General features: G+C 63.7%; 24 protein-coding genes. 11 read left to right on the forward strand and 13 right to left on the reverse strand.

Features of this window, described 5'->3' with window-relative positions; all coding sequences use genetic code 11:
- Positions 1-146: 146 nt before the first annotated feature.
- Positions 147-1,478, reverse strand: a complete 1,332-nt coding sequence (gene mnmE / locus EN949_RS00155) for a tRNA uridine-5-carboxymethylaminomethyl(34) synthesis GTPase MnmE (RefSeq protein WP_127366662.1) — start codon at positions 1,476-1,478, stop codon at positions 147-149.
- A 64-nt stretch (positions 1,479-1,542) separates the two neighbouring features.
- Between mnmE and EN949_RS00160 the strand changes: the two genes are divergently transcribed.
- Positions 1,543-3,561: a thioredoxin domain-containing protein gene (locus EN949_RS00160; RefSeq protein WP_127366661.1), complete on the forward strand. Its 2,019-nt coding sequence runs from the start codon at positions 1,543-1,545 to the stop codon at positions 3,559-3,561.
- Between the two features lie 201 nt (positions 3,562-3,762).
- Here the strand turns inward: EN949_RS00160 and rho are convergent, their stop codons facing one another.
- From rho to hemE, 3 genes are all read right to left on the reverse strand, one after another.
- Positions 3,763-5,028 carry a transcription termination factor Rho gene (rho, locus tag EN949_RS00170; protein ID WP_013528732.1) on the reverse strand — a complete coding sequence of 422 codons (1,266 nt, stop codon included), beginning with the start codon at positions 5,026-5,028 and terminating at the stop codon, positions 3,763-3,765.
- 229 nt (positions 5,029-5,257) lie between these two features.
- The gene (hemJ, locus tag EN949_RS00175) at positions 5,258-5,794 is read right to left on the reverse strand and encodes a protoporphyrinogen oxidase HemJ (protein WP_127366660.1); all 537 of its coding nucleotides are present in this window, start codon (positions 5,792-5,794) and stop codon (positions 5,258-5,260) included.
- Positions 5,794-6,825 (reverse strand): uroporphyrinogen decarboxylase, encoded by a 1,032-nt coding sequence (hemE, locus tag EN949_RS00180; protein WP_127370857.1) that lies wholly within the window; start codon positions 6,823-6,825, stop codon positions 5,794-5,796. Before hemE ends, hemJ begins: the two co-directional genes overlap by 1 nt.
- 405 nt (positions 6,826-7,230) lie before the next feature.
- On the opposite strand from hemE, the gene EN949_RS00185 reads away from it, so the two are divergent.
- The 5 genes from EN949_RS00185 to dnaQ all read left to right on the forward strand — a co-directional run bounded on the left by EN949_RS00185 (position 7,231) and on the right by dnaQ (position 11,363).
- Complete coding sequence (locus EN949_RS00185) at positions 7,231-8,052, forward strand: pyruvate, water dikinase regulatory protein (RefSeq protein WP_013528729.1); 822 nt, start codon at positions 7,231-7,233, stop codon at positions 8,050-8,052.
- Between the two features lie 238 nt (positions 8,053-8,290).
- On the forward strand, positions 8,291-8,890 hold the full coding sequence (locus EN949_RS00190; protein ID WP_127366393.1) for a Maf-like protein: 600 nt from the start codon (positions 8,291-8,293) through the stop codon (positions 8,888-8,890).
- Positions 8,883-9,725: a shikimate dehydrogenase gene (locus tag EN949_RS00195; RefSeq protein ID WP_127366394.1), complete on the forward strand. Its 843-nt coding sequence runs from the start codon at positions 8,883-8,885 to the stop codon at positions 9,723-9,725. The genes EN949_RS00190 and EN949_RS00195 overlap by 8 nt, the downstream gene beginning before the upstream one ends.
- Positions 9,722-10,321, forward strand: coding sequence for a dephospho-CoA kinase (coaE, locus tag EN949_RS00200; RefSeq protein ID WP_127366395.1), 600 nt, complete (start codon positions 9,722-9,724; stop codon positions 10,319-10,321). Before EN949_RS00195 ends, coaE begins: the two co-directional genes overlap by 4 nt.
- A gap of 340 nt (positions 10,322-10,661) precedes the next feature.
- The gene (gene dnaQ / locus EN949_RS00205) at positions 10,662-11,363 is read left to right on the forward strand and encodes a DNA polymerase III subunit epsilon (protein ID WP_063169604.1); all 702 of its coding nucleotides are present in this window, start codon (positions 10,662-10,664) and stop codon (positions 11,361-11,363) included.
- A 119-nt stretch (positions 11,364-11,482) separates the two neighbouring features.
- Here dnaQ and secB read toward each other — a convergent pair whose 3' ends face one another.
- Complete coding sequence (secB, locus tag EN949_RS00210; RefSeq protein ID WP_013528724.1) at positions 11,483-11,983, reverse strand: protein-export chaperone SecB; 501 nt, start codon at positions 11,981-11,983, stop codon at positions 11,483-11,485.
- 130 nt (positions 11,984-12,113) lie between these two features.
- Positions 12,114-12,614 carry an FxsA family protein gene (locus EN949_RS00215; RefSeq protein ID WP_127366397.1) on the reverse strand — a complete coding sequence of 167 codons (501 nt, stop codon included), beginning with the start codon at positions 12,612-12,614 and terminating at the stop codon, positions 12,114-12,116.
- Between the two features lie 217 nt (positions 12,615-12,831).
- Here EN949_RS00215 and EN949_RS00220 point away from each other — a divergent pair, with 217 nt between their 5' ends.
- The 4 genes from EN949_RS00220 to EN949_RS00235 are packed head-to-tail and all read left to right on the forward strand — an operon-like array spanning position 12,832 to position 15,582.
- A complete protein-coding gene (locus EN949_RS00220; protein ID WP_027161247.1) occupies positions 12,832-13,539 on the forward strand; it encodes a Tim44/TimA family putative adaptor protein in 708 nt (235 codons plus the stop codon).
- Between the two features lie 21 nt (positions 13,540-13,560).
- The gene (locus tag EN949_RS00225; RefSeq protein ID WP_127366396.1) at positions 13,561-14,676 is read left to right on the forward strand and encodes a murein transglycosylase A; all 1,116 of its coding nucleotides are present in this window, start codon (positions 13,561-13,563) and stop codon (positions 14,674-14,676) included.
- Positions 14,673-15,203, forward strand: coding sequence for a Smr/MutS family protein (locus tag EN949_RS00230; protein ID WP_024502221.1), 531 nt, complete (start codon positions 14,673-14,675; stop codon positions 15,201-15,203). Before EN949_RS00225 ends, EN949_RS00230 begins: the two co-directional genes overlap by 4 nt.
- Positions 15,204-15,213: 10 nt before the next feature.
- Positions 15,214-15,582: a helix-turn-helix transcriptional regulator gene (locus EN949_RS00235; RefSeq protein ID WP_013528719.1), complete on the forward strand. Its 369-nt coding sequence runs from the start codon at positions 15,214-15,216 to the stop codon at positions 15,580-15,582.
- An 84-nt stretch (positions 15,583-15,666) separates the two neighbouring features.
- On the opposite strand, the gene EN949_RS00240 is transcribed toward EN949_RS00235, so the two are convergent.
- The 4 genes from EN949_RS00240 to EN949_RS00260 form a co-directional block, all read right to left on the reverse strand.
- Positions 15,667-15,834, reverse strand: coding sequence for a hypothetical protein (locus EN949_RS00240; protein WP_245265299.1), 168 nt, complete (start codon positions 15,832-15,834; stop codon positions 15,667-15,669).
- Between the two features lie 415 nt (positions 15,835-16,249).
- Positions 16,250-16,867, reverse strand: coding sequence for a transglutaminase-like cysteine peptidase (locus EN949_RS00245; protein WP_013528717.1), 618 nt, complete (start codon positions 16,865-16,867; stop codon positions 16,250-16,252).
- A gap of 234 nt (positions 16,868-17,101) precedes the next feature.
- Positions 17,102-18,379: a polyhydroxyalkanoate depolymerase gene (locus tag EN949_RS00255; protein ID WP_063169608.1), complete on the reverse strand. Its 1,278-nt coding sequence runs from the start codon at positions 18,377-18,379 to the stop codon at positions 17,102-17,104.
- A 231-nt stretch (positions 18,380-18,610) separates the two neighbouring features.
- Positions 18,611-18,970, reverse strand: coding sequence for a septal ring lytic transglycosylase RlpA family protein (locus tag EN949_RS00260; protein WP_013528714.1), 360 nt, complete (start codon positions 18,968-18,970; stop codon positions 18,611-18,613).
- Positions 18,971-19,279: 309 nt separating this feature from the next.
- Between EN949_RS00260 and EN949_RS35725 the strand changes: the two genes are divergently transcribed.
- Entirely contained in the window at positions 19,280-19,465 is a 186-nt protein-coding gene (locus EN949_RS35725) for a hypothetical protein (RefSeq protein ID WP_024502222.1), read from the forward strand.
- 190 nt (positions 19,466-19,655) lie between these two features.
- Here the strand turns inward: EN949_RS35725 and EN949_RS00270 are convergent, their stop codons facing one another.
- From EN949_RS00270 to ssuD, 3 genes are read right to left on the reverse strand one after another with little or no spacing between them, the layout of a single operon-like run.
- The gene (locus EN949_RS00270; protein WP_127366859.1) at positions 19,656-20,447 is read right to left on the reverse strand and encodes an ATP-binding cassette domain-containing protein; all 792 of its coding nucleotides are present in this window, start codon (positions 20,445-20,447) and stop codon (positions 19,656-19,658) included.
- A gap of 10 nt (positions 20,448-20,457) precedes the next feature.
- Positions 20,458-21,234 (reverse strand): ABC transporter permease subunit, encoded by a 777-nt coding sequence (locus EN949_RS00275; RefSeq protein ID WP_027161252.1) that lies wholly within the window; start codon positions 21,232-21,234, stop codon positions 20,458-20,460.
- Complete coding sequence (ssuD, locus tag EN949_RS00280) at positions 21,231-22,394, reverse strand: FMNH2-dependent alkanesulfonate monooxygenase (protein WP_164767829.1); 1,164 nt, start codon at positions 22,392-22,394, stop codon at positions 21,231-21,233. The genes EN949_RS00275 and ssuD overlap by 4 nt, the downstream gene beginning before the upstream one ends.
- Positions 22,395-22,401 lie beyond the last annotated feature (7 nt).

Consider the following 22,401-nt stretch of genomic DNA (forward strand, 5'->3'; position numbering starts at 1 on the left):
AGTCAGCCCAGTGTTTCACGTGAGTCATCGAGCCGCCTGACACGTTTCACGTGAGTCATGCAGGCGGCGCAGCGCGGCGGCATGCGGCAAAGCAACATACGATCTAAAGGGAGCTCACGCCGCAACGACCCAATGTTTCACGTGAGTCATTTCCCGATGCAGAACTGCGAGAAGATCACGTCCAGCATGTCCTCGACGTCGATGGCGCCGACGATTCGGCCGAGGCGATCGGCGGCGAGCCGCAACTCCTCGGCGCGCAACTCCTGCTCGTTCATCCGGCCGTCAGTGGCGCGATGCAGATGGCGGTTGGTCTCGCCAAGCAATTCGACGTGGCGAAGGCGCGACGGCAGGACATCGCCGACGCTGCCGGCTGACTCCGCCGCGCGCCGGCCAATCTCCGCCAGCAATTCCTCCACGCCGGTCCCGTTCTTCACTGAAATGACAAGGTCGTAATCCTCCGTCGCGTCGCTCGCCGCGCGGCTTTCCAGCAGATCGAGCTTGGTGCCGACACGTAAGATCGGCGCTTCGGTCGGCAGCTCGCCGACATCCCTTGGTTTCGCCATGTCGTGAAGCAACAGCAAGAGATCGGCGCCATGCGCCTTGGCCCTCGCCTTCTTGATGCCGATCGCCTCGACCTTCCCCGGCGCATCGCGCAACCCGGCCGTATCCGTAAGCCGGACACGCAGCCCCTGAAGATCAAGTGTCACTTCAAGCAGGTCGCGGGTCGTGCCTGGTTCATCCGTTACTATAGCGGCATCGCGCCGCGCCAGGGCGTTGAACAGACTCGACTTACCGGCGTTGGGCGCACCGAGGATGACGACCTCGAATCCATCGCGAATGATCTCGGCGGCGCGAAATCCGGCGATGTGCCGGTCGATCTCGTCGATCATCATTCTGACATCAGACCAGACCGCATCCGAAACGGAACCAGAGACGTCTTCCTCGTCGGCGAAATCGATCTCGGCCTCGATCATGGCGCGGGCATGGATCAGCCTGCGGCGCCAGCCGAGATAGAGTTCGCTTTGGGCGCCTCCGGCATTTTGGACCGCGAAGCGCCGCTGCGCCTCCGTCTCGGCATTGACGAGATCGGCCAGCGCCTCGGTTTCGACCAGGTCTACCTTGCCGTTCAGAAAAGCGCGACGCGTGAATTCGCCCGGTTCCGCGTGCCTGACGCCGTCAAAACCGGTCATCGTCTCCAGCATTTTTGCCACAACGGCACGGCCGCCATGAACGTGGAATTCCGCGACATCCTCGCCGGTGAAACTGGCCGGACCGGGAAAGAACACAACCAGGCCGGTATCGAGCAATGTCCCGTCAGACGCCCTGAATCGGCGCAGAGCCGCCGCGCGGTCCTTAACCATAGTCCCAGCAATCGTTTCGACCACGAATCGAGTCTGCGGGCCGGAAATTCGGATGACGGCGACGCCGGCAGGCAGCCGGCCGCTCGACAGCGCTACGATGGAATCGCCTGAAATCATTTGCCCGCTCTACCGAACCGCCCTAGCTTCACGCCTATCAGCCAATCGCACCCGAGTTTGCCCAGTGACGCTGCCCGCGCAAAACCTGCTTGCCGAAGAAGCCAGCCCCTATCTGCAGCAGCACAGCGGCAATCCCGTCCACTGGCGGGCCTGGTCGCCGGCTTCGCTCGAAGAGGCGAAAGCGCTTGATAGGCCGATCCTGCTCTCGGTCGGCTATGCCGCCTGCCATTGGTGCCATGTCATGGCGCATGAAAGCTTCGAAAACGATGGCGTCGCCGCCGTCATGAACCGTCTGTTCGTCAATATCAAGGTCGACCGCGAGGAGCGCCCGGACATCGACCAGATCTATATGGCGGCGCTGTCCTCGATGGGCGAGCAGGGCGGCTGGCCGCTGACCATGTTCCTGACCCCGGACGGCAAGCCGTTCTGGGGCGGCACCTATTTTCCGCGCGAGCCACGCTACGGCCGCCCCGGCTTCATCCAGGTTATGGAGGCGGTGGACAAGGCCTGGCGGGAGAAGCGGGCGAGCCTGAACCAGAGCGCCGACGGCCTGACAACGCATGTCGAGGCGAGGCTCGCCGGTTCGCATGCCAGAACCGTGCTCGACCGCGCCACGCTGGCGGAATTGGCCAAGGGCATCGACGGCATGATCGACCGTGATCTCGGCGGATTGCGCGGCGCGCCTAAATTTCCCAACGCGCCGTTCATGCAAACGCTGTGGCTGTCCTGGCTTCGCGACGGCAATGCCGCCCATCGCGACGACGTCCTCAACAGCCTCGAGCAGATGCTGAGCGGCGGCATCTACGACCACATCGGCGGCGGGCTCAGCCGCTACTCGACCGACGCCGAATGGCTGGTGCCGCATTTCGAAAAGATGCTCTACGACAATGCCCAGCTCCTCCGCTTCTGCAACTGGGCTTATGCCGCAAGCGGCAATGAATTGTTCCGGGTGCGAATCGAAGAGACGATCGGCTGGCTGCTGCGCGAAATGCGCGTCGACGGCGGCGCTTTTGCCGCCAGTCTCGATGCCGACAGCGACGGCGAGGAAGGTCTGTTCTACACCTGGAGCCGCGACGAGATCGAAGCCGCCCTTGGCGACGATTCCGCATTGTTTTTCAAGCACTTCACGCTCTCCAGCCCGCATGGCTGGGAAGGCAAGCCGGTCGTCCACCAAACGCTGTCTCAGCAATCGCAATATGTGATCCACCGCGAAGAGATCAGCGCGCTCAAGGCGAAACTCCTTGCTGTCCGGGAAGAACGGGTCAGGCCCGGCCTTGACGCAAAGACCCTCATCGACTGGAACGGCCAGATGATCGCAGCGCTTGCCGAGGCCGGCCGGGCGCTGGCGCGGCCTGACTGGATCGATGCGGCGGCAAAGGCCTTTGCCAATATCAGCGCTGCCAGCCGCGACGGCCGTCTGCCGCATTCGATGCTCGGCGCCAGAAAACTGTTCCCGGCTTTGTCCAGCGACTATGCCGCCATGACCAACGCCGCGATCTCGCTGTTCGAGGCCACCGGGGATTGGAGCTATGTCGACCAGGCTGGCCAGTTTGTCGGGCAGCTCGAGCATTGGCACGCCGACGCCGAGAAGACAGGTTACTACCTGACTGCTTCCGACAGCACCGACGTGCCGATCCGCATCCGCGGCGATGTCGACGAAGCTATTCCCTCCGCCACCGGCCAGATCATCGAGGCGCTGGTCAGGCTCGCCTCCGTCACCGGCGATCTCGAGCTGCAGGAAAGAGCCTGGCACGTCGCCGAGCATGCCGCCGGCCGCGCGGCGCACCAGGCCTATGGCCAGGCCGGCATCGTCAATGCCTGCGCGCTGGCGATCGAGCCGCTCAAGCTGGTGTTGGTGGATGAGTTCACAGATCCAAAGCTCGTTCCGGTTGCGAATCGAAACCCGGACCCGCGCCGCATCGACATCGTCGTGCCGATCGGTACGGCAGCGAATCGACCCTTGCTGCCCGGTGGAATCCTGCCGCCGACCGACAAGGCAGGTGCATGGTTGTGCACGGGGCAGGTTTGTTTGCCGGCGGTGACGGATGCTGAAGAGCTCGAGCGATTGTTGCGACGGCGATAGTTTTGCTAACCGCCGGCGAGAGACGCCCCCTCTGGCCTACCGGCCATCTCCCCCTCAAGTGGGGAGATCGGCAGCTTCGCTGTTCCGCTCACCTTACGGCGTTGATAATTGCCGAAAGCGACCAAGGGCGTAATCTCCCCCCTAGAGGGGGAGATGCCCGGCAGGGCAGAGGGAGGCGCGAAGGATCGCTACCCCATCCCCTTACGTGTTCATCGAATCGAAGAAATCCGCATTGGTCTTGGTCTGCTTCAGCTTGTCGATCAGGAACTCGATCGCGTCGGTGGTTCCCATCGGCGCCAGGATGCGGCGCAGCACGAAGATCTTCTGCAGGTCCTGCTTGGAAACCAGCAGGTCTTCCTTGCGGGTGCCGGACTTCAGGATGTCCATGGCCGGATAGATGCGCTTGTCGGCGACCTTGCGGTCGAGCTGGATTTCGCAGTTGCCGGTGCCCTTGAACTCTTCGAAGATGACTTCGTCCATGCGGCTGCCGGTATCGATCAGCGCGGTGGCGATAATGGTCAGCGAACCGCCTTCCTCGATGTTGCGGGCGGCGCCGAAGAAGCGCTTCGGCCGCTGCAGCGCGTTGGCGTCGACGCCACCGGTCAGCACCTTGCCGGATGACGGCACGACGGTGTTGTAGGCGCGGCCGAGACGGGTGATCGAATCGAGCAGGATGACGACGTCGCGGCCATGTTCGACCAGGCGCTTGGCCTTCTCGATGACCATTTCGGCGACCTGCACGTGGCGCACCGCCGGCTCGTCGAAGGTCGAGGAGATCACCTCTCCCTTCACCGAGCGCTGCATGTCGGTCACTTCTTCCGGCCGCTCGTCGATCAGCAGCACGATCAGATAGCATTCCGGGTGGTTGGCGGTGATCGAGTGGGCGATGTTCTGCATCAGAACCGTCTTGCCGGTACGCGGCTGCGCGTTGATCAAGGCGCGCTGTCCCTTGCCGATCGGCGCCACCAGGTCGATCACACGGGCCGATATGTCCTTGGTGGTGACATTCTCGATCTCCATCTTCAGCCGCTTGGTCGGATAGAGCGGCGTCAGATTGTCGAAGTGGATCTTGTGACGGATCTTCTCGGGATCGTCGAAATTGATGGTGTTGACCTTGAGCAGCGCGAAATAGCGCTCGCCCTCTTTCGGGCTGCGGATCGGCCCTTCGACCGTATCGCCGGTCTTCAGCGAAAAGCGCCGGATCTGCGACGGTGAAATATAGATGTCGTCGGGACCTGGCAGGTAATTGGCGTTGGCGGAGCGCAGGAAGCCGAAACCGTCCTGCAGCACCTCGACCACGCCATCACCGATGATCTCGATCTCCTGGGCGGCCAGCTTCTTCAGGATCGCAAACATCAGCTCCTGCTTGCGCATGACGCTGGCGTTTTCGACCTCGAGCGATTCGGCATAAGCGATCAGCTCTGGCGGTTTCTTGTTCTTGAACTCGGCGAGTTTCATTTCTTGCATAGACGGACCTTGAATAGATGGAGTCTGGGTAGGCTTTGGGAAAATATCGGCGGGATGCGACAAATGCCGGGCGCGGCCGAAAACAACGAGGGGCGGCGCATGACGGGAAGGAAGACCCGTCTTTTATCGTCGGTCGGGTGAAAGAGCAAGCTGCGTTTTGCATGGCCTATGAAGGCCTAAACGCATCAATGCCTGTCGCAGTCTCCTGGCCGTTTTTGAGCAACATGCATCAGAACGGCTTGACGACCACCAGGATGACGATTGCGATCATCAGCAATGTGGGGATCTCGTTGACCATCCGCCAGTGCCTGGCCGGTTTTTCATTACGGTCCTCGGCGAATTTGCGCACCGCGCCGGCCAGATAGCCATGAACGGCGGACAGCAAAAGCACCGCTCCGATCTTGGCGTGCAGCCAGCCGCCCTGGAAACCGAAACCCTTCCAGGCGAGCCACAGGCCGAACACCCAGGTGACGATCATCGCCGGGTTGATGATGCCGCGCAGCAGGCGCCGCTCCATCACCTTGAAGGTTTCCGACTGCACCGAACCCTTCTCGGCATCGGCGTGGTAGACCAGCAGCCGCGGCAGATAGAGCATGCCCGCCATCCACGAGATGACGGCGAGGATATGGATCGCCTTGGCCCAGGGGTAGAAACTGTCGGGTGCCGCGAAATACAAAAGCGCGGTGAAAACGATCAGCACGGCGATACCTGATATCATGCGCATCATCGCCTGGCCGCCGCTGTTCGTGTTGTTCATCTGAGCCATCAGCGTGTCGCGCTCCGCACCTGTTTCACCATCGCCTCGACATGGGCGATCGGCGTCTCCGGCGTGATGCCGTGACCGAGGTTGAAGATCAGCGGCCCGTCTCCCAGCGCTCCCAGGATCGCCTCGATGCCATCCGACAGCGCCTTGCCGCCAGCCACGAGCCGCAAGGGATCGAGATTGCCCTGAACCGCACCCGAGCGCTGCAATTCCTTCGCCGCGATCAGGGGCACCGTCCAGTCGATGCCCAGCGCCGTCACGCCGGTCTTCTGTCGATAGGTCCGGTAGCGCGCACCGGCGCCTTTGGGAAAACCGATGATCGGGACATCGGGATAAACCGCCCGCACCCGGCCAACGATCTCGGCCATCGGCTGAACGCAGAACAAATCGAAAGTTTCATCGTCCAGCACGCCGGACCAGGAATCGAAAATCTGCACCACATCCGCGCCCGCCTCGATCTGGCGGATGAGATAGGCGGCCGAATGTTCGGCAAGCACCTTCAGCAATCGTTGAAAGGCCACCGGCTCGCGATAGGCAAAGAGCCGCGCCGGCGCCTGGTCGGGCGTGCCATGGCCGGCAATCATGTAGGTCGCCACCGTCCACGGCGCGCCGCAGAAGCCGATCAGGGTTGTCTCGTCGGGCAATTTGGCCCGCAATCGGCGAACCGTCTCGTAGACCGGTTCGAGATTCACGTGAAACACCTTGCCCTCCAGAGCCAGAATCTCCGGCGCGGTGATCGGCGTCAGCAGCGGCCCTCTGCCCTCTTCGAAACGGACGTCACGGCCAAGCGCATGCGGAACGACAAGGATATCGGAAAACAGGATCGAAGCATCGAAGCCGAAGCGCTCGATCGGCTGCAAGGTCACTTCGACGGCAAGGTCTGGATCATAGCAGAGATCGAGGAACGAGCCTGCTCGCCTGCGTGTCTCCCGATACTCCGGCAGATAACGCCCTGCCTGACGCATCATCCAGAGCGGAGGCGGAAAATGAGCCTTGCCCTTCAGGACATCCAGCATGATCCGGTTCTGGGGCATCGAGCGCTCGCTTCTCCCGGCCTCTTCTATAATCAAAGATTCTTATATCTAAGATTCTTCTGATTCTAAGAGTCTGTTGGTTCTGGTGATTGCCACCTGTCCCGCTTTGCCCCGGAAAACACCAGCCAACATATTGTCGCGTGCTTCTTTTTCCCAGATGTAGGGTTCTGGGGATAGGTCGGAATCGATCAATCGAGTCAAAGCGTTAGGCAGAGCGGTGAAAGGCAGGTCCTGTGGACGGACTGTAGGCGAAAAAAGCCGTCCCCAAACTTGTCCCCAGTCGCCCGACGAAGCTGACAGCGCATCGAATTGTGGACAAACTGCCATCTGATACAGTCGCCTCCGACCGACCCCTCTTTTCATCCCGCTTTATCCACAGAAGCCCACAGCCCCAGGTGACCCCCTGTGAACAAACCCCAGAGCTTCTTCCACCTGCACCTGATTTCCGACGCGACCGGCGAAACGCTGCTCGCCGCCGGCCGGGCGGCTTCGGCGCAGTACAAGGATGCGCGCGCCATCGAGCATATCTATCCGCTTATCCGCACCGAAAAGCAGGTGGCGAAGGTGTTCGAGGACATAGAGGAAGAGCCGGGCATCATCCTCTATACGGTCGTGGACCAGAAGCTGGCGCGCGGCATCGACGAGCGCTGCGCGGCCATGGGCCTGCCCTGTGTGTCGGTGCTGGAGCCGGTGCTGACCGTGTTCCAGTCCTATCTCGGCACCCCCGCCGGCCGCCGGGTCGGCGCCCAGCATGTTCTCGACGCCGAATATTTCCGCCGCATCGATGCGCTCAATTTCACCATGGACCATGATGACGGCCAGCTGCCGCTCAACATGGACGATGCCGATGTCGTGCTGATCGGCATTTCTCGCACGTCGAAGACGCCGACCAGCATTTATCTCGCCAACCGCGGCATCAAGACCGCCAACATCCCGATCGTGCTCGGCGTGCCGGTGCCGGAAAGCCTGGTTGCCGCCAGCAAGCCGCTCATCGTCGGGCTGATCGCCACCGCCGAGCGCATCTCGCACGTCCGGCAAAACCGCATCCTCGGCAACAGCAGCTCGTATGAGGCATCAGACTATGTCGATCGCGCGGCGATCAGCGAAGAACTCGCCTACGCCCGCAAGATCTGCACGCGCCATGGCTGGCCGATGATCGACGTCAGCCGTCGCTCGATCGAGGAAACGGCGGCGGCCATCGTTGCCCTGCGGGGGAAGAATAGATAGGGCAGGTAAGATAAGTGAGCACCAGCACCCCTCATCCGACCTCGCTTCGCGAGGCCACCTTCTCCCACAAGGGGAGAAGGAAGAACGTGGCACCGTCGTCTCCGCAAGATACCGCCAGTTGGCGATTTGCAGCGGCGTACGCGCGGGACTTCCCTTCTCCCCTTGTGGGAGAAGGTGGCCGAGCGAAGCTCGGTCGGATGAGGGGTGCGTGACGGAGCGCCAACATGGGTGAATCAGCATGATCGAAAAACTCATCCTTGCTTCCGGCAGTCCGTTCCGCAAGACGATGCTGGTCAATGCCGGCGTCGATGTCGAGGCGGTGCCGGCCGATGTCGACGAGCGCGCGCTCGAGTCGCCTTTGCAGGATAGCGGCGTCTCGCCCGAGGACGTCGCCCTGGTGCTGGCCGAGGCTAAGGCGACCGAAGTCAGCGAGCGCAGGCCGGGCGCCCTGGTGCTGGGCTGCGACCAGACGCTGTCGCTCGGCGACGAGGTGTTCCACAAGCCGGCTGACATGGAGGGTGCCCGCCGTCATTTGCTGGCGCTGTCGGGCAAGACCCATCAGTTGAACAGCGCCGCCGTGCTGGTTCGCGACGGCAAGGTTTTGTGGCGGCATGTCGGCATCGCTTCGATGACCATGCGCAAGCTCGACCCCGCCTTTATCGGCCGCCATCTCGCCCGCGTCGGCGCCAAGGCGCTGGGAAGCGTCGGCGCCTATCAGATCGAAGGCGACGGCATTCAATTGTTCGAGAAAATCGAGGGCGATCATTTCACCATTGTCGGTCTGCCGCTGTTGCCGCTGCTGGCCGAACTGCGAGACCTGGGGGCGATCGATGGCTGAGGCGTCGAAAAAAGCCTTCGTGTCGGGCCATCCGGTCAAGCATTCGCGCTCGCCGAAGATCCATGGCCACTGGCTGGCCAAACATGGCATCGACGGAAGCTACCAGGCCATCGATGTCGCGCCGCAAGACTTTGCCGTGTTCGTGGAAACATTGCAGGCAAACAATTACCGCGGCGGCAACATCACCATCCCGCACAAGGAAGCGGCCTTCGCATTGGCGAAACGCCGCGACCAGGCGGCGCAAGAAATCGGCGCCGTCAACACGCTGTGGTTCGAGGACGGCGTCCTGTGGGGCGGCAACACTGACGGTCACGGCTTTGCCGCCAACCTCGACGATCATGCACCGGGCTGGGCAAGCAAGGGTCCGGCGGTGGTGCTCGGCGCCGGCGGCGCGTCGCGCGCCGTCATCTATGCGCTGAAGGAGCGCGGCGTTGCCGACATCCGCATCGTCAACCGCACTCTGGCCCGAGCGCAGGAATTGCGCGATCGTTTCGGCACCGGTGTCTCGGCGCATGGCATGGCGGCGACCAACGAACTGCTCGGCGATGCCGGCCTGCTGGTCAACACCACCGCGCTCGGCATGCACGGCAATGAAGGCCTGTCGGCGGATCCCGCCCGGCTGCCCGACCATGCCATCGTCACCGACATCGTCTATGTGCCGCTGGAGACGCCGCTGCTCGCGGCCGCCCGCGCGCGAAATCTGAAGACGGTCGACGGTCTTGGCATGCTGCTGCATCAGGCCGTGCCTGGCTTCGAGCGCTGGTTCGGCATCAGGCCGCGGGTGACGGCCGAACTCCGGGCCCTGATCGTCGCCGATCTGGTGCCGAAGCCATGATCGTGCTCGGCCTCACCGGCTCGATCGGCATGGGCAAGTCGACCACGGCAAAAATGTTTGCCGAGGCCGGCGTGCCGGTCCACGATTCCGACGAGACGGTGCATCGCCTCTACGCGGGCAAGGCAGCCCCCCTGGTCGAGGCCGCCTTTCCCGGCACCACATCCGCTGGCATGGTCGATCGTGCCAAACTTGGCGCGCGCGTGCTCGGCGATGCCGCGGCGCTGAAGCGGCTGGAGACCATCATCCACCCGCTGGTGCGCGCCGATGCCGATGCCTTTCTGGCCAGGCATCGTGGATCAGGCGCGCCGATCGCCGTCCTCGATATCCCCCTGCTGTTCGAAACCGGCGGCCGCAACCGCGTCGACAAGGTCGTCGTCGTCACCGCGCCAGCCGAGATCCAGCGCGAACGCGTGCTGGCACGGCCCGGCATGACGGAAGAGAAGCTGGCGTCGATCCTGGCCAAGCAGGTGCCGGACGCGGAAAAGCGCCGTCAGGCCGATTTCATCGTCGACACCGGACAGGGGATGGACGCCGCGCGGGCGGAGGTCGCTGCAATCATCAGCCAGCTGATAGGGGTTGGCAAGCCAGGTGGTTGAGCCCACCGCTCGACCGCCAGCTGTCGATGTGAGAGCCGCTTATCTGCCTGCCGGCTTTGCTCCTTCCTCCCCCTCCGGAGTTGGGGACGGCATTCGCCAAACGCGCAGTAGCCGCAACCCAGGCACAATCTGGCAAGCAAGAAAACCTAGGCAAGCGGCAAAGGTCGACCCCCACTCCGTCGAGCTTCGCTCGACACCTCTCCCCCGATCGACGGGGGAGAGGAAAGGTGCAGGGCGATGAGGGGCGGCGCAAACCTGTGCGATTGCCCTGGCCATCATAGTTTCTCATTGCCATTTTGTTCCGCTCTCACGATTCTGCTCCTTTGGAGCGACTGATTCGATGCGTGAGATCATCTTCGACACGGAAACCACCGGCCTCGATTCGCGCGACGACCGCGTGATCGAGCTGGGCGGCGTCGAACTGGTCAACCGTTTTCCGACCGGCAGGACCTTCCACCACTACATCAACCCGCAAGGCCGCGCGATCCATGTCGAGGCACAGGCGGTGCACGGCATCAGCGCGGCGGACCTCGCTGGCAAGCCGACCTTTGCCGAGATCGTGCAGGAGTGGCTGGACTTTACCGACGGCGCCAAGCTGGTCGCCCACAACGCCACTTTCGATGTCGGCTTCCTCAACGTCGAATTCGGCCGGCTGGGTCACCCTGTCATCGACAACGGCGTCGTCGTCGACACGCTGGCGCTGGCGCGCCGCAAGCACCCGATGGGTCCTAATTCGCTCGATGCACTCTGCCGGCGCTACGGCATCGACAACACCAAGCGCACCAAGCACGGCGCCCTGCTCGATTCCGAATTGCTGGCCGAGGTCTATATCGAGCTGATCGGCGGCAAGCAGGCGGCCCTCATCCTCGACAGCGCCACCGCGCCGGCCCAGGGCGAGAATGTCCGCCAGATCGAAATCGTCGTCGCCCCGCGCCCGGCGCCACTGCCGCCGCGCGTGACAGAAGCCGAACGTGCCGCGCACGCCGGCATGGTCGGGACATTGGGTGAAAAGGCGCTGTGGCTGAAGGTTCACGGGAACTAAAATCGTCCCGTTGGCGATCCTTGCCGCCCCCCTCTGCCCTGCCGGCGCCTCAATCGTCCCGCCCAAAACAAAAAACCCGGCGCAAGGCCGGGCTTTTCACAATCCGTGGCAGGCAGCCCTCAGCTCACCTGGACCTTCGACGACGCCTGGTCCTCCGCCAGCTTCTGCTGGAACATCTGCGCGAAGTCGATCGGGTCGAGCATCAGCGGCGGGAAGCCGCCATTGCGGGTTGCCTCGGCGATGATCTGGCGGGCGAACGGGAACAAAAGACGCGGGCATTCGATGAACAGGATCGGCAGCATGTGTTCCTGCGGAAAGCCTGCGATGGCGAACACGCCGCCATAGACCAGCTCGACATTGAACAGCACTTCCTGGTCGAAGGACGCCTTGGCGTTGAGCGTCAGATTGACGTCGAACTGCTTGTCGGAGAGCGGGTTGGCGTTGACGTTGACATTGATGGCGATGCCCGGCGCCTTGTCGCGGCCGCGCAGCGAATTCGGCGCGCCGGGGCTTTCGAAGGACAGGTCCTTCACATATTGCGCCAGAACGTTGAGCGACGGCTGCGCCGCATTGCCGTTTCCGTTGGCTGCGCCGACCGGCGCGTCATCTTTGCTGGCCATAAGCCTTGTCCTCTTGCCTGGGCAGCGTCGCTGACCGAATTGAAATCGGGCGTTCGCTACCATGGCGGGGATGACAAGACAAGGTTTGCCGCCTTGCTTCCCGGCTGCGGCATGGAGATGGGACGGCGCGTTAATCGTCCTTCAGGCGGCGCCACGGCGAGTTGTGATCCGGGCCGCGCTTCAGATCGTCCTCGCGCGAATAGTCGCCGTCTTCGAGGTCGATGACCCTGTCGCGCTGGCGGCCACGAAAACCGCCGGACGAGAAATCGGTGGCGACGACAATGCGGCCCTTGAACCGGCTCCAGGCAAAGTCGCGCAACGGCGGCAGAAACAGCAGCAGGCCGATAATGTCGGTGATGAAGCCGGGGATGATCAGGAGGATTGCCGCAACCACGATCATGGCGCCGTGCGCAAGGTGGCGGCTGGGGTTCTGGCCGGCGGCCATCTCGGTGCGGATGCGGGCCATGACACCAAAACCCTGGTATCGGAGCAAAAGCACGCCGGCGATGCTCGAGGCCAGCACGAGGCCTACCGTCGCCAGCGCGCCGACCTCGCGGCCGACGATGACGAAACCGGCAATTTCCAGCAGCGGCAGTGCAAGGAGAAAGAAGGGAAGCAGCGAAATGCGCAAGTCTTGCCAACCTTTTTCGATCGTCATGACCGTTTTGATTGTTTTGGCCGCCAGCTGGCAATCGCCGCTGGCACTGAGGCTGTTAGATAGGTATGCCTGCCTTTGATTTGAATGATTGCGCCTTGCGTTCTATATGCTTTGAATGTTGAACGCTATGCGACCGCGGCCGTTGGGCCTGACGGTCCGGCCACAGGGCAGGGATTGATTGGCGGAAGATATGGGATTCTTCGACTTCGGCACGATTTTCTTCCTGATTGCGGCGGTGGTCATCTTTTTCCAGCTGCGCAATGTGCTGGGCCGCCGCACCGGCAGCGAACGGCCGCCCTTCGATCCCTATTCGGCGGCTCGCACCAGCGACAAGGATGCCGCCCAGAAATCCGAAAACGTCGTCTCGCTGCCGCGCAAGCGTCCGCCAGGCGAGCCGGCTCCCGACGCCTATGCCGCGATCGACGCTTTCGCCAAGCCCGATACCGACCTCAACAAGGGCCTGCGCACGATCAAGGACAATGATCCGTCCTTCGAGCCGAAGGGTTTCGTCGACGGCGCCAAGATGGCTTACGAGATGATCGTCATGGCCTATGCCGACGGCGATCGCAAAACGCTGAAGAACCTGTTGTCGCGCGAGGTCTATGACGGTTTTGTCGCCGCTATCGGCGAGCGCGAGGCCAAGGCGGAAAAGATCCAGTCCTCCTTCGTCGGCATCGACAAGGCCGATATCGTCTCGGCCGAGATGAAGGGCGGCGAGGCGCATGTCACGCTGCGCATCATCAGCGAGCTGATTTCGGCGACCCGCGACAAGGCCGGTGCCGTCATCGACGGCGACCCGGAAACCGTCGCCGAGGTCAAGGATGTCTGGACCTTCGCCCGTGACACGCGCTCGCGCGATCCGAACTGGAAGCTCGTCGCCACCGAGGAAGAAGACTAGGGAATACGCGGCGAGGCTCCGGTGTCGCTATCGCCTCTTTTTGTCGAGAAAGCCTTCGGCGATCTGCCCGGCTGGAACGATGACGACCATTCGGCGGCCTTCGCCGCCTTTCGCCGCTCCGCCTTCCATGTCCTGACCAAACCCTATCGCAGCGGCGCGCTCGGCGTCGACTTCGACGCCTTTGCGGATGCCTACGCCGAGGCCCGGACCGTTTCGCCGGCGATTCGGTCGCCGGTTTTGACCCGCGGGGAGGCCCGCGCCTTCTTCGAGCGCCATTTTGTCCCGGCGCTTATCCCTGCCGAAAATGGGCTCGTCACCGGTTTCTATGAACCGCAAGTCGAGGCGTCACCGGTGCGCACGGACCGGTTTTCGGTGCCGCTGCTGTCGCGCCCGGCCGATCTCGTCGATATCGATGACGCAAACCGGCCGCCGGGCCTGGACCCCTATCTCGCTTTCGCGCGCCAGACGCCGAACGGGCCGGTCGAATATCATGACCGTGGCGAGATCGAGCGCGGCGCGCTTGATGGCAAGGGCCTGGAAATCGCCTGGTTGGCCGACAAGGTCGATGCCTTCTTCATTCACGTGCAAGGTGCCGCACGCCTCGCCATGACCGACGGCCGGCTTGCCCGCGTCACCTATGCCGCCAAATCCGGCCAGCGCTTCACCGGACCAGGCAAGGTCCTGAGCGAGATTGGCGAGATCCCGCTGGCGGAAGTGACGATGCAATCGATCCGCGCCTGGTTCAAGGCGCATCCGGACCGCGTCGACGAGATCCTGTGGCAGAACCGCTCCTACATCTTCTTCCGCCACGCCGATGTCGAGGACGTTGCCCTTGGTCCGATCGCCGCCGCCAAGGTGCCGCTGACGCCGGGCCGCTCGATCGCCGTCGACCGCCTGCTGCACACATTCGGCACGCCCTTTTACATCGACGCGCCGACGCTCGCCGCCTTCGACGCAAAACCATTCCGCCGCCTGATGATCGCGCAGGACACTGGCTCCGCCATCACCGGGCCGGCGCGGGGCGACCTGTTCGCCGGTTCGGGCGATGCCGCGGGCGAGATCGCCGGCGTGGTCCGCAATGCCGCGGATTTTTATGCACTGGTGCCGCGCGCGCTCATTGCGGGTGCGGTCCGATGACCCGGCGCCCGGACAAGCTCAGCGAGGACGACCGGGTTCTGTGGAACCTGGTGGCGCGCACGGCCAAGCCGCTGAAGGGGAAATTTGCCGTCGATATCCCCGAAATTCCTGCCGAGGCCAAGCCAAGCCAGTCGCAGCCCGCCCAGCCCGTCGCCAATGTCGCAGGGACCGCGAAGCCGAAGGCGCAGCATGTCACGCACCGCCTCGACGAACCGACGCTGGACAAATTGTCGAAGGGCCGGCTGCCGATCGAGGGCCGCGTCGATCTGCACGGCATGACGCAGGACGAGGCCTACTCGCTGCTGTTCTCGTTCCTGCACCGGGCGCATGCCGGCGGCGTCCGCTATGTCCTGGTCATCACCGGCAAGGGCTCGTCTTCCGGCGGCGATGGCGTGTTGCGGCGCGCCGTGCCGGCCTGGCTGTCGACGCCTGCCTTCCGGCCGCTCGTCTCCAGCCACGATCATGCCGCCCGCAATCATGGCGGTTCGGGTGCGCTCTATATCCGCCTGCGGCGGGTCCGTTCATGAGGACGGGCGCATGACCCCGTTCGGCGAGAAGCTGCGGACGCTGAGAAGCGAACGCGGTGTCCGCCAGAAGGACATGGCGGCGGCGATCGGCGTCAGCGCCGCCTATCTGTCGGCGCTCGAACATGGCAGGCGAGGCGCCCCGACCTGGACGCTGATCCAGAAGATCATCGGCTATTTCAACATCATCTGGGACGATGCCGAGGAACTGGCGCGGCTGGCCGAGGCCTCGCACCCGCGTGTAAAACTCGACACGTCGGGTCTTTCCCCCGCCGCCACCGAGCTCGCCAATCTGCTGGCGGAAAACATCGAGAAACTCGACGAAACCGAGCTTCGCCGCATCACCGCATCGATCCGCGCGGCGTTAAACCAGCGGCCGTAGCCTGACGGTCCGCGCCGGTACAAGTTCGCCTGCCTCACGAGGACACTGCCCGCCGGCGGCCCGCCGGCGGGCACAGTGGTGAGATCATTTCTTGCCGGCGGTGCCGCCATTTCCACCCCGGCCATGATCGCCGTGGTCGTGGCCATTGTTTCCGCCGCCCAGGCAGTCCGACGCCCCGGCATCACCGCAACAGCGGCCGGCCCAGAGGTCGTTGAGGTTGGTTTTGGCACAGCTGGTGGTCTGATCGGCCATGGCGGATCCGGCCATGCTCGACACCGCGATAGCGGCAAGAAGGGTGTTTCGCAGAAAAGCAGTCATCTGAAGTCTCCATGGTTGGTTTCGGTTCACGGCTGTGTGTCGCTGGCCGGAGCGAAATGGTTCACGGAGAAATGCGAATTCTGGCGGAGGGCCCATCGATTTCGTCATCCACGGGCGGAGCGGGCGCGCAGACCCGAGGATCCATGCCGCGAGTTGCGAGCGTCGCGACGGGGCAAAAGATCTGGTGATGACGGTATGACGATTGCAGGCGCCTGTTCCTGCGCCGCAGCGTTCTTCATCGGCATCACGGCATGGATCCCGGGTCTTCGCGACGGAGCTTCGCTCCTGCTCCGCCCTGGGATGACGAAGCGTTGGATGCCGCCCCTAGGGAAGCCGCCGTTGCTGGTGCCTACTGAACCGCGCCGACCAGAACTTGCTGGCCACCGCGGATCGAGACCCAGCGGCCGGTGTTGTCGATCGCCTGCCGCTTGAGGAAGCGATAGCCGGTCGCGTCCCATGGCTTGACCTTGTCGGTCAGATTGTCGAGCACATAGTCGCCCTCGTCGGTGCGCACCGTCAGCACGGCGTGGCCCTCGCCGTCGGGCTTGCGCACGACGGTGATCAGAAGATCGGCAAGCGAGATGCTCATGCGCGAAAGCTGGCGCCGCTTTTCCAGCACATAGTCCTCGCAATCGCCGACGCCCTTGTCGGGATAAGCCCAGACCTCGTCCTTGCCGTAGATGTCCATGTCGCTCATCGGCTTGACGGCGGCGTTGACCCTGGCGGTGACATTGAGAAGCTTGCGCATCAGCGCGTCGGTCATCGGAGCCGGCGCCAGATTGGCCGGGCGGATCGAGCACTCGCCCGGATGCAGCTTGCAGAAATCATAGTGGCCGATCGGCTGCGAGGTGAGCCCCCCGGTCGCCATCGCTCCACCCGCCAAGGCCGGTGCCACCCAGCCCGCCGTCATTGCCAGCCCGGCCGCCACATACACGCGCAGCCGTCGCGCCATCGATGAGGAAATCATTGTCCCCGCTCACCCTTTGTTATTAACGAAAGGTTAAGGGGGATTTACAGTCCGTGTCAATTACGACGACGGTCGGATTGTCGGCATGGTTACCCGAGGGGCTGGACAGCGGCACTTGTGCAACAGAATCAGCCAGCCAGCCGGCTTTTACCGGTCAATCGCATGGCTTGTCGCCGTTAAGCTTGGTTTTATGCAAATCATCGTCCCAAAACCCGCAATTTTGGACGACGTGCATTATCTCTTGGCGGCGCGGACCAGCTTCGGCTTCGCCGCGACACGCTCCTGGCGGCCGTAGCTGGTGATGAAGTCGACGATGCGCGGCACGATTTCGGAGCGGAAGCGAGAACCGTTGAACACGCCGTAATGGCCGACCGCCGGCTGCATGTAGTGGGCGTGCCGCTCAGCCGGGATATTGGGGCAAAGATCATGCGCTGCCTTGGTCTGGCCAAGGCCTGATATGTCGTCGTTCTCGCCTTCGACCGTGAACAGCGCGACGTTGCGGATCGCCGACGGATCGATCCTGGTGCCGCGATGCGTCATCTCGCCCTTTGGCAAGGCCTGCCGCACGAAGACGGTGTCGACGGTCTGCAGGTAGAATTCGGCCGTCAGGTCCATGACCGCCAGATACTCGTCGTAGAAATCGCGGTGCTTCTCGGCATTGTCGCCATCATGCTTCACCAGATGCATGAAGAAGTCCTTGTGGGCGATGATGTGGCGATCGAGGTTCATGCTCATGAAGCCGGACAGCTGCAGGAAGCCTGGATAGACCTCGCGGCCGAAGCCTGGCACCGGCCACGGCGCATGCATCACGACATTGTCGCGGAACCAGTCGATGCCTTTTTCCTGCGCCAGCAGATTGACCGCGGTCGGGTTGCTGCGCGTGTCGATAGGCCCGCCCATCAACGTCATCGTCGAGGGCACGAACGGGTCGCCCTTGGATTCCATCAGCGCCACGGCGGCCAGCACCGGCACGGAAGGCTGGCACACCGCCATCACATGCGTGTCCGGCCCGAGCGTGTGCAGCATGTCGATGACATAGTCGATGTAGTCGTCGAGATCGAATTGGCCGTCGGCAAGCGGCACCATGCGGGCATCGACCCAGTCGGTGATGTGCACGTCGGCATAGGGCAGCATCGCTTCCACCGTGCCGCGCAGCAGCGTCGCATAATGGCCCGACATCGGCGCCACGATCAGAAGCTTCGGATCGGGCTTGCGCCCGGCGGGGACAGCGCGCTCGAAGCGCACGAGATTGCAGAACGGCTTCGACCAGACGGTCTTCTCGGCGACCTCGACGCTCTTCCAGTCGACCACGGTCTTGCTCAGGCCGAAGGCCGGCTTGCCGTAGCGGCGCGTGGTGCGCTCGAACAGTTCGGCCGTCGCCGCGATCGAACGGCCCCATTGCGTGTGGGAAAACGGATTGAGCGGATTGGAGTAGAACATCCGCACCGCGTCGGCATAGAGGCGCGCCGGCTGCAGGGCGGCGTGGTTCATCTCATAGAGCTGGTAGAACATCGAGAAACCCCGCTGCTGCCTGCGACCGAAGGCACGACGAGCAGCGCCGAGCCTAAATGTCTCGCGGGGAAGTTAACAACTAATTGCTGCGATGCAATACGTCACGCTGCGTGACCAATGCTTCTTTGGTTCAAGGCCATGGAAATCGGGGCCGAACGGTGCCAGCCGGCTCAGTGTGCGGCTGCGAAATGTGTAGGTAATGTGTCCGGCCCTTGCCGGACACAGGAAGCTCTAGACGCGCGCCATGCACACGGAAGTGTGGCCGGAGCCGATGAAGCCGAGCTGGCCGGCCGCGCCCTTCGACAGGTCGAGCACGCGTCCCTTGATGAACGGACCGCGATCGTTGATGCGCACGACGACGCTGCGGCCGTTGTTCTTGTTGGTCACCCTGAGCTTGGTGCCGAAAGGCAAGGTGCGATGCGCGGCGGTCATCGCCGACGGGTTCATGCGCTCGCCCGAGGCGGTTCTGGAGTGCAGGGCGTACCACGAGGCGCGGCCGCACTGGGCGGCGGCGGTCGCCGAAGAAGCGCCGACCATCAGGCCAGCAGCGATCGTTACCGCGACAATCGCGGTCTGTTTTGGGTTCTTCATATTTGGGGGATGGCTCCGTTTTTGACAGACCCCAGCCGTTAGGTGCCAAATAAGGCGGGAAATGCGGCAGTGATCTGGCGGTTCCGTGGCAATGGCACACGTTTGGAGTCGCTGGGTAACAGTCTGTCAGGGATTTTCCGGCACGCGATGATCAATCAACGATGATCTTTGTGTTGCTATCGGGCATCCGTTTGACAAGATCGAACATTAATATCCAAGTAGAGCTCGGCGCGGCCGGGCCACTTCCTTTGGCTCTTTTATCGCGGTCCCGATGCTGTAACCAATCGACTTCAAAAGGGAGATCCGGCAATGAGGCTGACCAAAAATCTGCTGGCGTTGATTGTGCTTGCCGTCGGCGCGCTGTGGTCGCTGCAAGGCATCGGCGTTGTCGGCGGCAGCTTCATGACCGGCCAGTCGCAATGGCTCTATATCGGCGTCGTCACCATGCTGGTCGGGCTGATCGGGTTGGTGTGGGCGAACCGGTCAAGCGGGTGAGCTTGATGAAAGGTCGACCCCCACTCCGGCCCTTCGGGCCACCTCTCCCCCGATCGACGGGGGAGAGGAAAAGCGCGAGCTCGCCGACCTTGGCTCCTTTCCTCTCCCTCCGGAGGGGGGGAGAGGTGGTGCTGCGAAGCTGCGACGGAGTGGGGGAAGGCGGTCCTCCAGGGCCCTGCCCCCGACAGCCCTACCCGAACAGCCGATCCAGAATCTTGCCCTCCAGCCGGGCCAGCTCCACCGAACCGCGCCGGCGCGGCCGTTCCACGGGCACATCCAGATCGAGCGCGACCCGGCCTTCACTGATCACCACGACCCGGTTGGCGAGCGCGACCGCTTCGGCGACATCATGCGTGACCAGCACGGCCGTGAACTTCTGCGCGATCCAGATGCGTTCCAGAAGCTGCTGCATCTCGATGCGGGTCAGGGCGTCGAGTGCGCCGAGCGGCTCGTCGAGAGCCAGGATCTGCGGGTGGCCGACCAGCGCGCGGGCCAGCGCCACGCGCTGCTTCTGACCTCCGGACAGCACCGAAGGCCATTCGTCGGCCCGGTCGGCAAGCCCGACCTCGCCGAGGATGTCGAGCGCGCGGTGCCTCGCTTCGCTACCGGTGGCGATGCCGGTCAGCCCGACCTCGACGTTTTTCACCACGCTGGCCCAGGGCAGGAGCCGTGGCTCCTGGAACATGAAGCGCGTGCGGCTGTGTCCTTCCTCTTCGACGCCGAAGGACAGCGATCCCGATGTCGGCCGGTCGAGCCCGGCCAGAAGCCGCAACAGCGTGCTCTTGCCGCAGCCGCTCTTGCCGATGACGGCGAGGAACTGCCCGGCCGGCACGTCCAGGTCGATGCCGTCGAGCACGGTCTTGTCGCCGAAGCGCTTGCCGGCATGCCTGAAGGCAAAGGCCCGCTGTCCTTCGACGGAGCCGATCGGCCGCACCGGCGTGGCGACGAAGGAACGGGCTGCGGTCAGGCTGGCGGCGGTCATGGGCAATCTCTCATCCGTTCTGGAAGGCCGGATGCCAGCCAAGCGACAAACGCTCGAGCAGGCGGGCGAGGCTGTCGGCGAGCTTGCCGAGCAGCGCGTAGATCAGGATCGACAGCACGACGACATCGATCAGCAGGAATTCGCGCGCCTGCATGGCCATGTAGCCGAGGCCCGAACTGGCCGAGATGGTTTCGGCGACGATCAGCGTCAGCCACATGATGCCCAGGGCATAGCGCAGGCCGACGAAGATCGACGGCAGCGCGCCGGGCAGGATGACGCGGAAGAACAGGGCGCGCCGGTCCATGCCGTAGACGCGGCCCATCTCGACCAGCTGTGGGTCGACGCTCTGGATGCCGAGCAGCGTGTTGACGTAGATCGGAAAGAACACGCCGAGCGCCACCAGGAACAGCTTGGCTTCCTCGTCGATGCCGAACCACAGGATGACCAGCGGGATCAGCGCCAGATGCGGAATGTTGCGGATCATCTGCAGCGTCGTGTCGGTCAGGCCGCGGCTGAGCGTCGACAGCCCGTTGGCAAGGCCAAGCGCAAAACCGATGGAGCCACCGACGGCAAAGCCGGCAAGGGCGCGCGCGGTCGAGACGCCGATGTTGCGGATCAGTTCGCCCGACAGCGTCAGCCGCCAGAAGGCCTCGGCGACCGCGCTGGGCGCCGGCAGCACGTTGGCCGGCATGACGCCGGCGCGGCTGGCAATCTCCCAGCCGGCAATGATCAGCGCCGGCAGCAGCCAGCCGATGGCGTTGCTATGCAGGCGCGTGGAAAAGCTCATGACGAAGCCTGCAGGCGGTTGGCGCCATGGAAGCCGACCGAGAATTCGTTGGCGATGTTCTCATGCGCCCGCTGCCGCCTGGTGCCGAGCCCGAGCTTCGGAAACAGAAGCTCGGCGACGCGGTAGGCCTCCTCGAGATGCGGATAGCCCGAGCCGATGATGGTATCGATGCCGATCGCCTGGTATTCGCGGATGCGCCCGGCGATCTGTTCCGGCGTGCCGACCAGCGCCGTGCCGGCGCCGCCGCGCACCAGCCCGACGCCGGCCCACAGATTGGGCGACACCACCAGCCTGTCACGGCGGCCGCCATGCAGCTCCGACATGCGGCGCTGGCCGACCGAATCCATCTGGTTGAGGAAGCGCGCCTGCGCGTTTTCGATCTGGGCGTCGGTGACATGGCTGATCAGCCGGTCGGCGGCGCGCCAGGCTTCGTCCTCGGTCTCGCGCACGATGAAATGCAGCCGGATGCCGAAGCGCAGTTTTCTGCCGCGCCGCGCCGCCTTTGCGCGCGCCGCGGCCAGCTTCTCGGCGACCTGCGCCGGCGGTTCGCCCCAGGTCAGATACATGTCGACGAGGTCCGCGGCGAGGTCCTGGCCGGCATCCGACGATCCGCCGAAATAGAGCGGCGGCCGTTCCTGGTGCGGCAGAAGGTCGAGGCGGCCATTTTCGACGCGGTAATATTTGCCGTTGAAATTGACCCGCTCGCCGGACACCAGGCCGCGCCAGATGGTCAGGAATTCATGCGCCTGGGCATAGCGCTCGTCATGCGGCAGGAAGACGCCGTCGCCGGCGAGCTCGGTCGGGTTGCCGCCGACCACGACATTGAGCAGCAGGCGGCCATTGCTCAAGCGATCGAGGGCGGCGGTCTGGCGTGCGGCGAAAGTCGGCAGCGTCACGCCCGGCCGCAGCGCGACCAGGAACTTCAGTTTTTCGGTGAGTGTCGCGAGGCCCGTCGCGGTGATCCAGGAATCCTCGCAATTCTGGCCGGTCGGCAACAGCACGCCGGGAAAGCCGAGCCGGTCGACCGCCTGCGCGATCTCCTTGAAGTAGCCGAATTCGGGCGGCCGCTGCTGCTCCTCGGAACCGAGATAGGAGCCGTCGCCATGCGTCGGGATGAACCAGAAGAAATCGAGCGGTGCGGTGCTGGCAGGCGCGGTCATGTCTGGC

This window comes from Mesorhizobium sp. M7A.F.Ca.US.007.01.2.1 (assembly GCF_003998165.1).
Classification (GTDB): Bacteria; Pseudomonadota; Alphaproteobacteria; order Rhizobiales; family Rhizobiaceae; genus Mesorhizobium; species Mesorhizobium ciceri.